Raw genomic sequence first — 13550 nt, 5'->3', positions numbered from 1 at the left:
CACTGAACGTTTGGTGATGATGGCGGAGGGGACCCACGCGTTCCCATCCCGAACACGACCGTTAAGCCCTCCAGCGCCGATGGTACTTGAACCGCAGGGTTCCGGGAGAGTAGGACGTTGCCAAGCGAACCCAAGCAGCCTTTTCTGACGCGAGTCAGGAGAGGCTTTTTTGTTGTTGTCCCGAAGGGAGGCATGGCTTTGAAGGGCTATTTCGGAAGGGTCTGAACGGATCGTCATAACGATGCCGAGGTTGACTCATACTAACGCATGGGAATCGAGATATTTTCCATACGAAGATGGGCAAATCAGGCACGAGGTGATGAGGATGAGCGGGCAAGGATGCCGGTATGGCCAGCTAATCTGTTTGTTAACGATAGGATTGTTTGCTTCAGGGTGTACGGCGGAACGTTTGCCAAAAGAGGAGACAAGCGCGCAACAACAATTTGCGGCTCGAATGGAAGGAATCGCTTCCGACAACCGGCAATCGCAGTTGTCCCCGTTAATGGCCTCCGCGCAGCGTCTGGCTCCTTTTGCAAATACAGACGCCAAACCAGATATAAAAGTCAAAGGCGTTTACGCGACGGCATGGGCGGCAGTAGGGGGCCGTTTTGAGCGGTTGGTGGAGCTGATCGAGCAAACCGATCTTAATGCGATGGTCATCGATGTCAAGACCGATTCGGGCCAAGTGACGTTCCCCGCCGATACGGCAATGGTAAAAGAGATCGGATCCGCGTCGCATTCGATGATCGCCGATTTGGCAGGAAAAGTCGAGGAACTGCACCGTCGCAACATTTACACGATCGCACGGCTGGTGGTGTTTAAGGACCCTTACCTGGCGGAACGGAAGCCGGAATGGGCCATGCGAACGAAAACAGGCAAGTTGTGGCGCGATCCCAAAGGTACGGCGTGGGTCGATCCATTTCGGGAAGAGGTATGGCGGTATAATCAGGAGATTGCGGCCGCCGCGGCGTCGGCGGGCTTCGATGAAATTCAATTCGACTACATCCGGTTTCCCGAGAACGGAAAACGGGTAGATGAAGAAGTAGCGTTCCCCGCAAGCAACGGGCGCTCCAAAGCGGACGCGGTGCAGCAATTTCTGCATGAGTCGCGGACGAAGCTGGCGCCGTACCGGGTGAAAGTGTCAGCCGACGTGTTCGGCATGACGGCATCGAGCGACAACGACATGGGCATCGGCCAGCTATGGGCCAAGATGGCCCCGGAGCTCGACATCATTTGTCCGATGGTCTATCCGTCTCATTACGCCGATGGCGCCTTCGGCATTGCGCACCCGGACCTGCAGCCCTATCGCGTCATCCAGCGGGCGCTTGGCGATGCGCTGGCCAAGAACGAAGCGCTGCGCAAGCAGTCGCCTGCCGCAGAGCCGGCGGCTATCCGTCCTTGGCTGCAGAGCTTTACGGCCGTATGGCTGAAGCCTCATCTTACATACGGGAACGTCGAAATCCAGGAGCAGATCAAGGCTGCCCGGGAAATCGGCATCGAGGAATTTCTGATCTGGAATTCCGGGAGCAATTATTCGTACCGGTAGTGGTTTGCTTGACATGAAAATTGGGCTTTTGATACGATGGCACTAATATACGCGAGGAAGGCGTAAATGAAGGAGTGTACCTGCTGTGTGGGAAACGAAGTTTGCGAAGGAAGGACTTACTTTTGACGATGTGCTGCTGATACCTCGCAAGTCGGAAATATTGCCGCGCGAAGCGGACGTTTCGACAAAGCTTGGCCCGCATCTCAAGCTGAACATTCCGCTAATCAGCGCCGGCATGGATACCGTTACGGAGGCGGCGCTGGCCATCGCGATCGCGCGCGAAGGCGGCATTGGCATCATTCATAAGAATATGTCCATTTCGCAGCAGGCCGAAGAAGTCGATCGGGTGAAACGTTCGGAGAGCGGAGTCATTACGAATCCGTTCTCGTTGACGCCGGAGCATCATGTGTATGACGCGGAAGCGCTGATGAGCAAGTTCCGCATTTCCGGCGTGCCGATCGTGGACGACAACAAGAAGCTGGTCGGTATTTTAACCAATCGCGATTTGCGGTTCGTGCATGATTTTTCGATCAAAATCAAAGAGGTCATGACATCGGAAAATCTGGTTACGGCGCCGGTAGGAACGACGCTTCAGCAGGCGGAGCTGATCCTGCAGAAACACAAGATCGAGAAGCTGCCGCTGGTCGACCAGGACAACGAATTGAAGGGCCTTATTACGATCAAAGATATCGAGAAGGCGATCCAGTTCCCGAACGCGGCCAAGGACAAGCAAGGCAGGCTGGTGGCGGGCGCGGCGGTCGGAATCTCCAAAGATACGTTCGATCGCGTCGACGCGCTGGTGGCTGCCTCGGTGGACGTCCTGGTGGTCGATTCGGCGCACGGGCATCATATCAACATTTTGAACGCGGTGCGTGAAATTCGCAGCCGTTATCCGGAACTGCCGATTATCGCCGGCAACGTCGCGACCGGAGAGGCGACGCGCGATCTGATCGAGGCAGGCGCCTCGATTATCAAGGTTGGCATCGGGCCGGGCTCGATCTGCACGACGCGCGTCATCGCCGGGATCGGCGTGCCGCAGGTGACGGCCATCTACGATTGCGCCACGGTGGCGAAGGAGTACAACGTGCCGATTATCGCCGACGGCGGGATCAAATATTCCGGCGACGTAACCAAAGCGATCGCCGCCGGCGCCGACGCGATCATGATCGGCAGCTTGTTCGCGGGCACGGAAGAGAGTCCGGGCGAATCGGAAATTTACCAGGGGCGCCGGTTCAAAGTATACCGCGGCATGGGGTCGCTTGGTGCGATGAAGGAAGGCAGCAAGGATCGCTATTTTCAGGAAAATGAAAACAAGCTCGTACCGGAAGGAATCGAAGGCCGCGTTCCGTACAAAGGACCGATCGCCGATACGATTCACCAGCTGGTCGGCGGCTTGCGTTCCGGCATGGGCTACTGCGGCACCAAATCGATTCAGGAGCTGAAGTACGACACCGCCTTTACCCGCATTACAGGAGCCGGTTTGCGCGAAAGCCACCCGCACGACGTGCAGATTACGAAGGAAGCGCCCAACTATTCGTTATAGCGTCTCCCATTGCAGCTTCATATTCGGACCGAAAGAGAGCGGAGCCCGCGGGCCTCGCTCTCTCTTTTTTGCGAGGTTCGGAAACTTTTTTCAAAGGGACACCTGTGTTACAATAAAACGAAATGCGATTGCCGTCCAAGGATGGCATGGAAGGAGTGTGGGTGGTGAACGCAAGAAGCGGTATCGGGCGGTTGCTGCGCAAATCGTGGCGCCGGTCGGCCATGATTCTGGCAGTGGCGATTGCGGTGCAATGCGTCATCGCGGCGTTTCCCGCTGGCGTAAGCTTGGCGGCGGATACGCCAGCAACGACGGCGCCGGCGACGGGTGCGGAGCCCAAACCGGACGCGAAAGCGGCGATTCTGATCGACGCGGCGAGCGGTCAGGTGCTGTTCGGCATGAACGCCGACGAGGCGCTGCCTCCGGCCAGTATGGCGAAGATGATGACGGAGTATTTGATTCTCGACAGTATTGCGAACGGCAAGCTGAAGTGGGAAGACATGGTTACGATCAGCGAGTTTTCATCCGTAATATCCACGAATAAGGAATTATCGGGCATACCGAAGGCCAAGGGCGATTCGTACAGCGTGAAGGACCTTTTTTATGCCGTCACCATATATTCCGACAACGGCGCGGCGATCGCGCTGGCGGAAGCGATTTCGGGCACGGAAGAAAATTTTACGAAGATGATGAACGACACGGCCGTCAAGTTCGGCCTGTCCAAGGGCGTTCATTTTATCAACACGTCGGGCCTTGACCGCGTCGACCTGGGCAAATACGCGCCGGCGTCCATCCCGGGCGAAACGACATTCAGCGCCAGCGACGCCGCTATGATCGCTTATCATTTGCTCAAGGATCACAAGGAAATTCTCGACTACTCGAAGATCGTCTCCAAGAAGTTCCGCGCAACGGACAAGGAGCCGATGATCAACTACAACTGGATGCTGGAAGGCAACGCCGACAACGCCAATTTTAAAAAATACGTTTATACCGGATTGGACGGCTTGAAAACGGGCCATACCGATAATGCCGGTTATTGCTTCACCGGGACGGCAGAGCGGAACGGCGTGCGTTATATTTCGGTCATCATGGGGGCGAAGACGCGCGACGCCAGCTTCAACGAAACGAAGAAGCTGCTCGATTACGGCTTCAACAACTTCGAAACGAAGAAGGTCGTCAATGCCCAAACGACGATCGACTCGCTGCAGACGGTGCCCGTGAAGAAGGGCGTCGGCAAGTCGGTATCGCTCGTAACCGCAGGCGATCTCAGCTTCATCGCGAAGAAGGGCGCCAAGGACGAGGAGTTCGTGCGGACCACCCAAGCGATCGACGAAAGCAAAATCGTCGCTCCGATCAAGCAAGGCGACGTGCTCGGCACGCTGACGGTGACGTACAACAACAAGTCGCAGACGGTTAACATGGTGGCGGCGGAAGACGTCAAGAAAGCCAGTTGGTGGCGGCTCCTGTTCCGCGGCATTGGTAGCTTCTTCAGCGACCTGTTCGACAGTATAAAAAACTTGTTTTAAAGACAAAACAATTCCTAGCATATCGCATTGTATTCTCAGAAGCCATGCGGTAAAATGTCAAGTTAGACGAATAATCACAAGGGATTCGATACAGGAGGGCTTACTCAATGGAAACGGGAACATCGCGCGTTAAAAAAGGAATGGCGGAAATGCAAAAAGGCGGCGTCATCATGGACGTCATGAACGCGGAACAGGCGAAAATCGCCGAAGCTGCGGGCGCTTCCGCCGTTATGGCATTGGAACGGGTACCGGCGGACATTCGCGCGGCAGGCGGGGTTGCCCGTATGGCCGATCCGACGATCGTCGAAGAAGTCATGAAAGTCGTTTCGATTCCGGTCATGGCGAAAGCCCGGATCGGCCACTACATCGAAGCCAAAGTGCTCGAATCGCTCGGCGTCGATTATATCGACGAAAGCGAAGTGCTCACTCCGGCGGATGAAGTGTTCCACATCAACAAGCGCGAGTTTACGGTTCCGTTCGTATGCGGCGCCAAAGATATCGGAGAAGCGCTGCGCCGCATCGGCGAGGGCGCATCGATGATGCGCACGAAAGGCGAGCCGGGCACGGGCAATATCGTGGAAGCCGTTCGCCACATGCGCCTCATTCAGTCGCAAATCCGCAAAATCCAAGGCATGCAGAAGGACGAGCTGATGACCGAAGCGAAAAACCTCGGCACCCCGTACGAGCTGCTGCTGCAAGTGCACGAAACCGGCAAGCTGCCGGTCGTCAACTTCGCCGCGGGCGGCGTGGCTACGCCAGCCGACGCTGCGCTCATGATGCACCTGGGCGCGGACGGCGTGTTCGTCGGATCGGGTATTTTCAAATCGGACAGCCCGGAGAAATTCGCCAAAGCGATCGTTGAGGCCACGACGCACCACACCGATTATGCGCTGATCGCGCAGCTTTCGAAGAACCTCGGCACGCCGATGAAAGGGATCGAGATTTCCAAGCTGAACGCTTCCGAGCGCATGCAGGATAGAGGCTGGTAATGAAAATCGGCGTTCTGGCGCTGCAGGGCGCGGTAGCCGAGCATATCCGCATGCTCGGCTTGGCCGGCGCCGAAGGCGTCGTTATCAAACGGACGGAACAATTGCAGGATATTGACGGGATTGTTATTCCCGGCGGCGAAAGCACGACGATCGGCAAGCTGATGCGCACATACGGCTTTATCGATGCGCTGCGCGAGTTTTCGGCGCAGAAGAAGCCGATCTTCGGCACTTGCGCCGGTCTGATTGTCGTTGCCGACCGCATCGCGGGGCAGCCGGAGGCGCACCTGCAGCTGATGGATATTACCGTGGCGCGGAATGCATTCGGCCGCCAGCGGGAAAGCTTCGAAACGGAGCTTGCCATCGACGGCATCGACGAGAAAGTGCGCGCCGTCTTCATCCGCGCGCCGCTGATCGAGGAAGTCGGTCCCGGGGTGCAAGTGCTGTCGACCTATAACGGACAAATCGTCGCCGCGCGCGAGGGGCATCTGCTCGTCGCGTCGTTCCATCCGGAGCTGACGGACGATTGCCGGATGCACGCTTATTTCCTAGAGATGGTGAAAGAGAGCCGTTAAAACCTGGAGGGGTCTCCGTTGTTCGATGCAAAGCTGCTCAGAAACGAATACGACCGCGCCGAGCGGGCGATGATGAACCGGGGCTTCCCGCTGGAGGAGATCGGGAAATTCTCCGATCTTGATACGAAGCGGCGAGAGCTGCTGACGGAAGTCGAGCAGCTCAAGAACCGGCGCAATGTCGTCTCGCAGGAGGTTGCCGCGAAGAAACGGGCGGGCGATCCGGCGGAGGCGCTCATCGAAGAGATGAAGCACGTCGGCGATCGGATCAAGGTGCTCGACGATGAAGTGCGAATCGTGGAAGCCGACTTGAATATGGTGCTCTTGTCGCTGCCGAACATTCCGCACGACAGCGTTCCGGTAGGCCGTTCGGAAGCCGACAACGTCGAAATTCGCCGCTGGAGCGAGCCGGCATCGTTCGCATTTGAACCGAAGGCGCACTGGGACATCGCCCAGCAGCTTGGCATCCTCGATTTTGAGGCGGCGGGCAAGGTGACGGGCTCGCGGTTCGTGTTCTACAAAGGGCTCGGCGCTCGTCTGGAACGGGCGCTGATGAACCTGATGATGGACTTGCACAGCGGCACGCACGGCTACGAGGAAATGCTCCCGCCGCTGATCGTCAATCGCGAGAGCATGACGGGCACGGGGCAGCTGCCGAAGTTCGAGGAAGATGCGTTCAAGCTGAAGGATCACGATTATTTCCTGATCCCGACGGCGGAAGTGCCGATTACCAATTACCATCGTGACGATATTTTGTCCGTGGAGGATTTGCCGAAGAAGTTCGTCGGCTTCAGCGCCTGTTTCCGCTCCGAGGCGGGAGCGGCCGGCCGCGATACGCGCGGGCTGATCCGCCAGCACCAGTTCAACAAGGTCGAGCTGGTCAAGCTGACGCTGCCGGAGAAGTCGTACGAGGCGCTCGAGGAGCTGACCTCGCACGCCGAGAAAGTGCTGCAGCTCCTTGGCCTGCCTTACCGCCTGCTGACGCTGTGCACGGGCGATATGGGCTTCATGTCGGCGAAGACGTACGATCTGGAGGTATGGCTGCCGCAGAGCGGCACGTACCGCGAGATTTCGTCCTGCACCAACTTCGAGGACTTCCAGGCGCGCCGCGCCAACATTCGTTTCCGCCGCGAGCCGAAGGCGAAGCCGGAGTTCGTACATACGCTGAACGGCTCGGGGCTGGCGATCGGGCGTACGGTAGCGGCCATTCTCGAGAATTACCAGCAGGAAGACGGCAGCGTCGTCGTACCGGAAGCGCTGCGCCCCTACATGAACGGAGTTACGGTAATCGCGCCGCGTCCTTGACGGACGGGGCGTTTTTCTTTGTTTTAGGGAAGGGAGCCAGCTTGCACAAATTTTTCGCTTTGTGGTACAATGCTCAATGTGACGTGGAGTGCTTTCGCCTGTGCGGCCAACGCGCGGCGGAATGTCTTTCACGGAGAGGTGGTCGAGTGGTTTAAGGCAGCGGTCTTGAAAACCGCCGTGTTCGCGAGGGCACCGTGGGTTCGAATCCCACCCTCTCCGCCATAACAGAACCATTAAAGAAAGTACCGTGGGAAAACGGCCGCTGTCCCGGACAGGTCAGCGCGACCGTTTTCTCTTGCGAAGAGGGAGAATGCGCATGAACAAGCTGTGGAAAGAGCTTCGCGGGTGGATCGGCTCGATCGCGCTCGCCTTTATTCTGACGCTCATCATCGGCGTCTTCATCGTACAGCCCACGAAGGTTTCGGGCCATTCCATGGACCCGACACTGCATGACGGTCAGCGCGTCTACATATCGAAGCTTCCTCACACGTTCGGCTATACGCCGAAATACGGCGACATCGTTATCGTCGACAGCCGCACCACCCGCAAACGGTCGCTGCTCGACGACATCAAGGATCACCCGCTCTTCCATCTGTTCGAGAAAAACAACGAAGAACACATCATCTTCATCAAACGCGTCATCGGCAAAGCGGGCGACGAGCTGCGGTTCCAGGACGGCCACGTGTACCGCAACGGCGAGAAGCTGGACGAGCCCTATTTGTACGAAGCGATGCATTATTCGTCCAATGAAACGGTGATTGTGCCGGACAACTTCGTCTTCGTGATGGGCGACAACCGCAACCACAGCCAGGACAGCCGCGCGATCGGCTCGATTCCGCTGGACCATGTGCTCGGCTCGAAGATCGGCGCCAAATAAGCGATATCGCAAAACCTTCCTTACGCTCCTTGCGGGCGAGAGGGAGGTTTTTTTCGCATAAAAGGGCGGCGACTTCCGCAATTTAAAGTGGAGGAGGTGTTGCCCATGGAGATCGAACAGGAACGTCTGGCTGCCGCATGGCGCAAAATGATGCCCGCGGTATTGCATGAAGGAGACGAAGCCACGGTGAACGCCGACGAATCGGACCCATCCGGGCTGATGATTACGATTCGCACGGCCGGGCATACCGGGTTTTCATTCGATTTTCGCTGCCGCTATGTGGATGATCGGGAAGTGATGGTCGAACTGGTCGATGCGGACAAATACGGACGCACGATCGACGAGCGGCCGGAGCGTGTGCAGCAGTTGGTCGAGGACTACGTACGGCATATTCACGAATGCGCCCAGGCGCTGCAATCGATTACGCGCGCCTAGGGCAACGGCCCCGCGGCGCAAGGAGGATAATCGTTCATGAGCAAACGGCAAGGAGCGGCCGACAAAAATGCCCGCAATGTCGTCAAGGATCTGGAGCAAACGCCGGTCAACAGCCACCAGGCGCAGCAGCTGCAGCAGCAAACGAACGACCGCAGGCACCAGGACGCGCTCAATCACGAGGAATAACCGGCGGAGGTGATCGCAGATGGCGAAGAACAAGGCGGTGCCGGTGAATGCGCCCGGCGGCGAGAACAACCGGCGCGAACGCGGCGGAGCGCAGCAGGAGCCGCTGTCCGGCTCGAAGAAGGTCAAGAACCAGAACCATACCCGGCATAACAATGGGGAAGGCTGAAGGCTGACGTGCAGCAGCTCCTCCGGGCGCTTGGCGCAAAAGCCGGGCGCATAGAACGGCGGAGACGGGACATACTATTGGTGACGGTGAAAGAGAGGTGTGGTTCCATTGAACGACAGTGGGCAACAACCGAAAGGACTTTCCATCTCGACATAGAAGCTGGAGGGATGTGCCAAAGACACGTAAACGGTAGTCTGAGACACATGATTGTCGAAAGACAATAAGACGAAAGTTGCTATCGCCGAAGTAAAGCTCCGAAATCAATCACCGTCGGAAGGGCCCTGTCAACAGGGTCCTTTTCCGCATGTCAGGGCCAACGGTCGTTCTTTGGGTGCATACGGCTCCTCGCGGGTTGGCGCGATCTGGGACCAGAGCCTTGTGATCCGGCTGAAGCGAGTAGGCTCGCCGGCGGTGAGACAGGTTGGGATTATTTTGAAAATAACGCAATTCGACAACACCGTTTGCTAAACTTTTCACGGACAATCGCCTATATTATTTACAGGCATTGGTCATTTTGTCATTCAAGGGGGCATCCACGAATCGAATGTTATCAAAATGGAGGAGGTTCTTATGAGAAATAAACCTCACGAAATGGAACATTTGGTCGGTCAACGGCTGAAGCGGGATTTGTTCAGCCCTAGCGGAGTGCTTGTATTGCCCGCGTATACGGTGCTTAGGGAGGAGCATCTGCACAAATTGGCGGTGCGGAACAGCGGGCTCACAGCGAATGACGTTCACGATTCGAAGGGATTGGAGGCCAGCCACATTGTCGAAGAAGCGATAGAGCAGATTCGGCAAATTTTTCGCGAGACGCACCACTTGCGGCGGATTCCGCTGATCGAGGTGCGCAAGCGGGTGATTCCCGCGATTCACCAGGCGGCGGAGAATGGAAGCATCTTCAGCTTGCTTAACGAATTGCAGGCCAAGGACGACTATACATATCGACACAACATCGCGGTCGGCGTGATCTCAGCGATGATCGGCAAGTGGTTGAAGCTGAGCGAAGCGAATTTGACGTCGCTGACGATCGCGGCCACGCTGCACGACATCGGCAAAATCAAGATACCGCTGCATATTCTGAATAAACCGGGTCCGTATACGGAAGAAGAATTCGAAACCATGAAGGAGCATACGTGGTACGGCTATGAGCTGCTGACGAACACGGTCGGCATTTCGCACCGCCAGGCGCTGGTTGCGCTGCAGCATCACGAGCGGATGGACGGCAGCGGCTACCCGCACGGTCTGAAGGGCGATGAAATCGAGCTGTTCTCGCGCATTGTCGCGGTCGCCGACGTGTTCCACGCGATGACGTCGGATCGCGCCTATCACGAGGCGGTGCCGTTCTACAAGGTGCTCGGCGAAATGCACCGCAACGCATTCGGCAAGCTCGACCCGACGATCACGACGCTGCTGATCAACAAGATCATGAACTCGCTGGTCGGCAACGAAACGATGCTGTCGGACGGACGGCAAGGCCGGATTGTGATGGTCAATCCGCACAATTTTGCCAAACCGGTCGTCTTTACCGGCAATGAGTTCATCGACCTGAGCAAAATGGACGATGTGAATATGGAACGAGTCATCGGCTAATCGATGGTGAAAGCGCTATTACGACTTGCTTCCCGCCGGCCCGCGCAAGCGTGAAACGACCGTAAACAAGAGCAGCATGACGGCGAACAGCGCGGCCAGCAGCCACTTGGTTGCGCTCGTATCGAAGGTGTCCATGCTCCAGCCGGTGAGCAGCGGCAATACGGCGCCTCCGACACCTCCCGAGGCGATCAGCGTGCTCGTCGTACGCTCGGTGGAGCCGGGGAGCGCGGCATTGGCGAAGATGAGCGCAATCGAGAAGATGCCGGACATGGCCAGGCCGAGCAGCAGCACGGCGACAAGCGCCAGCGCGGCCTGACCGGACGCGGCGAAGATCAGCGCCAGCGCAAAGGAGCCGCCGCAGCTGACCAGCAAGTAGCGCGCATACGTGTAGCGCTCGGCAAGCAGGCCGGCGAACAGGCGGCCGATCGACATGGTCAGCCAGAACAGCGTCACGCCCAGCAGGGCGGACGTACCGGTCAAGCCGTACGATTCTTCGAGCATGGATGGCAGGAAGTTGACCAGCCCCATCTCCAGCCCGACGTAGACGGCAAAAAACAGCACCAGCAGCGCAATCAGCCGGCTTCTTCCCGAAGCGCGGCTTTGTTGCTTGCTGCCCGCCGCAGGCCCGGGGTGCGCCGCGGCGGCCTGCTGCTTCGCTTCGCGCAGCGCCTGGTTCACGGCATGGAACGGCATTCGCCACCAGGCGACGGCCACGGCCAGCGAGAGCGCGGAAAGCGTAACGAAAGCCCATTGCCAGATACCGGCGGCAATGAACCCGCCCGCGGCCAGCGGCATGAGCAGGGCGCCCAGCCCGAAGCACACTTCGAGCCGGCTCATCGCGACTGCCTTGCGTGTCTGGATGACGTCGATGATGACCGAACCGACGACGGTTTCGACGATGCCGAAGCCGAACCCGGCTGCGGGAGCCACCGCCATCATCAGCGGCCATGCGGGCAATGAGCCGTACACCGCCTCTGCCGCACAGAGGACGACGGTGGCGAGCAGCAGCGTGTTCTTGATGCCGAGGCGCTTCGTTGCCAGCGGCGTGCCCAGCACGCCGATCAGGAAGCCGCCGAACTGGGCGAAGACGAGCGTTCCGCCGTATTTGTAAGTCAGGTCGTAATGATGCAAAAGGTCGGTCATCAGCGAGCCGACAATCACGTGAGCGAAGCCGATCAACAAGTAAGAGAAACATCCCATCCAAAGCAGGCGATTCATGGCAAACTCCATTTCGTAAGGCAGAATGTGCAAGTTGCAAAGCCTTTCTTAACATATCAAGGTTCTTGCCCGATGTACAGTAGTGTCGACTGGTGGAATGTGTTATATTGTACGCAATTGGGTGGACAATACCCGAATGCGGACTCGTTCGGACAGGGAAAAGGGGCGGCAAGATATCATGGGGGACCACCATACGGCGTCGTTCGGCGTCGTTATTGCGCAAGGGCCGCAGGCATGGGCCATCATCCAGCAGGAGCAAGGGTTCGGCGCGATTGCGCTTGCCGGCGTCTGGTCGCCGGCGGATCAGAAGGAGCCGCAGGAGCCGGCCGTTTACGCGCGCGTGGTGCGCGAAGAGGACGGAAGCGCGGTTATGCCGTGGCAGCGCTGCGAGATGCTGCCGGATCGCGGCTGGCGCACGGTGCTTGAACGTATTCCCGCGGGCGGGCTGTACCGGGTGGAAACGTGTCTCCAGCCGGATCATCGCATGACCGATATTACTTGGGCGCTGCGCGGCGACATGATTCACCATATCGGCGTCGGCGATCTGTTCGTCATTGCCGGCCAAAGCAATGCCGCCGGCTACGGCCGCGGCCCGCACCAGGACGCGCCGGAGCTCGGCATTCATCTGATGCGCCATAACGGGCGCTGGGATTTGGCGTCGCATCCATTCAACGAATCGACCGCCACAGTTCATCCCGCGAACCGGGAAACGGCCAATCCGGGCCATTCGCCTTATCTGGCCTTTGCGAAGCTGGTGAAGCGGGAAGCCGGCTATCCGATCGGGCTGCTGATGACAGCGCTCGGCGGGTCGCCGCTGCGGAAGTGGAACCCGGACGAAGACGGCGATCTGTACCGGAACATGATGAATATTATTGCCGCCGCCGGCGGTAAGGTGCGAGGCATGCTGTGGTACCAGGGCGAGTCCGATTGCGCCCCGGACGCAGCGGACACGTATCTGGACCGCTTCCGCAGCTTCGTCTTGCATTGGCGCCGCGATCTTGGCGATGCAGGGCTGCCGGTGTTTACGGTGCAGTTGAACCGCCATACGTGGGCGCCCGGCACGGATGAGAACGACCGTTCCTGGGGCAAGGTGCGCGACGCGCAGCGACGGGCCGCCGAAACGATGGACGGCGTGTATGTCGTGCCGGCGCTCGATTGTCCGCTGTCGGACAATATTCACAACAGCCCGGCCGGCAATATGACGATCGGCGAACGAACGGCGCATGCGGCGCTGGCGGTGCTGTACGGGCGCGGGACGGCTTATCTGGCGCCGACGATTGCGGAGGCGACGTACGGCCTTGTCGACCGCGACGGGCTGCGCACGATTGCGCTGCGCTTCAACAACGTCGTCGAGGTGCTGCGGCTGATTGGTGCCCCGCAGGAGCGGGTATTCGCCGTGGAGGATGCGGAAGGCGCGGTGGAAGTAAGCCGGTGGCGCATTACCGGCCGCAACGAAATCGAGCTGACGCTCGGCCGGGAGACGGCCGGACTTACGTTCGTGCATGCGGCCTATGAAGCGAACCCGCCGGTGACGCGTCTGCCGCTCGATACGGCGACGTATTTGCCGATGCTCGCCTTCTACGGCGTAGCGGTGAAGTAGCAA

General features: G+C 58.5%; 13 protein-coding genes, 1 tRNA gene and 1 rRNA gene. 14 read left to right on the top strand and 1 reads right to left on the bottom strand.

Annotation, left to right across the window (positions count from 1 at the left end; translation table 11 throughout):
- The first annotated feature begins 9 nt into the window (after positions 1-9).
- The 13 genes from rrf to EXY20_RS34945 all read left to right on the top strand — a co-directional run bounded on the left by rrf (position 10) and on the right by EXY20_RS34945 (position 10729).
- Positions 10-126 (top strand): 5S ribosomal RNA (gene rrf / locus EXY20_RS35000).
- A 115-nt stretch (positions 127-241) separates the two neighbouring features.
- Positions 242-1546, top strand: coding sequence for a putative glycoside hydrolase (locus EXY20_RS34995; protein ID WP_135557070.1), 1305 nt, complete (start codon positions 242-244; stop codon positions 1544-1546).
- A gap of 85 nt (positions 1547-1631) precedes the next feature.
- Positions 1632-3089: an IMP dehydrogenase gene (gene guaB, locus EXY20_RS34990; RefSeq protein ID WP_135557069.1), complete on the top strand. Its 1458-nt coding sequence runs from the start codon at positions 1632-1634 to the stop codon at positions 3087-3089.
- 164 nt (positions 3090-3253) lie between these two features.
- Positions 3254-4612 carry a D-alanyl-D-alanine carboxypeptidase family protein gene (locus EXY20_RS34985; RefSeq protein ID WP_235886345.1) on the top strand — a complete coding sequence of 453 codons (1359 nt, stop codon included), beginning with the start codon at positions 3254-3256 and terminating at the stop codon, positions 4610-4612.
- Positions 4613-4719: 107 nt separating this feature from the next.
- A complete protein-coding gene (gene pdxS, locus EXY20_RS34980) occupies positions 4720-5601 on the top strand; it encodes a pyridoxal 5'-phosphate synthase lyase subunit PdxS (RefSeq protein WP_135557068.1) in 882 nt (293 codons plus the stop codon).
- Positions 5601-6173, top strand: a complete 573-nt coding sequence (gene pdxT / locus EXY20_RS34975; protein WP_135557067.1) for a pyridoxal 5'-phosphate synthase glutaminase subunit PdxT — start codon at positions 5601-5603, stop codon at positions 6171-6173. The genes pdxS and pdxT overlap by 1 nt, the downstream gene beginning before the upstream one ends.
- Positions 6174-6191: 18 nt before the next feature.
- The gene (gene serS, locus EXY20_RS34970) at positions 6192-7475 is read left to right on the top strand and encodes a serine--tRNA ligase (protein WP_135557066.1); all 1284 of its coding nucleotides are present in this window, start codon (positions 6192-6194) and stop codon (positions 7473-7475) included.
- A 132-nt stretch (positions 7476-7607) separates the two neighbouring features.
- A tRNA-Ser gene (locus tag EXY20_RS34965) sits at positions 7608-7697 on the top strand.
- 94 nt (positions 7698-7791) lie between these two features.
- Entirely contained in the window at positions 7792-8352 is a 561-nt protein-coding gene (gene lepB / locus EXY20_RS34960; RefSeq protein ID WP_135557065.1) for a signal peptidase I, read from the top strand.
- Between the two features lie 105 nt (positions 8353-8457).
- Positions 8458-8787 (top strand): hypothetical protein, encoded by a 330-nt coding sequence (locus EXY20_RS34955; RefSeq protein WP_135557064.1) that lies wholly within the window; start codon positions 8458-8460, stop codon positions 8785-8787.
- Between the two features lie 36 nt (positions 8788-8823).
- A complete protein-coding gene (locus EXY20_RS39370) occupies positions 8824-8973 on the top strand; it encodes a hypothetical protein (protein WP_167859740.1) in 150 nt (49 codons plus the stop codon).
- Between the two features lie 19 nt (positions 8974-8992).
- Positions 8993-9139 (top strand): small acid-soluble spore protein P, encoded by a 147-nt coding sequence (locus EXY20_RS34950; protein ID WP_135557063.1) that lies wholly within the window; start codon positions 8993-8995, stop codon positions 9137-9139.
- Between the two features lie 570 nt (positions 9140-9709).
- Positions 9710-10729 (top strand): HD-GYP domain-containing protein, encoded by a 1020-nt coding sequence (locus tag EXY20_RS34945; RefSeq protein WP_135557062.1) that lies wholly within the window; start codon positions 9710-9712, stop codon positions 10727-10729.
- A gap of 18 nt (positions 10730-10747) precedes the next feature.
- Here EXY20_RS34945 and EXY20_RS34940 read toward each other — a convergent pair whose 3' ends face one another.
- The gene (locus EXY20_RS34940) at positions 10748-11947 is read right to left on the bottom strand and encodes an MFS transporter (protein WP_135557061.1); all 1200 of its coding nucleotides are present in this window, start codon (positions 11945-11947) and stop codon (positions 10748-10750) included.
- A 178-nt stretch (positions 11948-12125) separates the two neighbouring features.
- Between EXY20_RS34940 and EXY20_RS34935 the strand changes: the two genes are divergently transcribed.
- On the top strand, positions 12126-13547 hold the full coding sequence (locus EXY20_RS34935; protein ID WP_167859739.1) for a sialate O-acetylesterase: 1422 nt from the start codon (positions 12126-12128) through the stop codon (positions 13545-13547).
- The last annotated feature ends 3 nt before the right edge of the window (positions 13548-13550 follow it).

The organism is Paenibacillus cymbidii, from assembly GCF_004764705.1.
In the GTDB taxonomy this organism is placed as follows: domain Bacteria; phylum Bacillota; class Bacilli; order Paenibacillales; family NBRC-103111; genus Paenibacillus_AN; species Paenibacillus_AN cymbidii.
The sequence above is the reverse complement of the archived record's forward strand: the minus strand, read 5'-3'. Positions and strand labels throughout refer to the sequence as shown.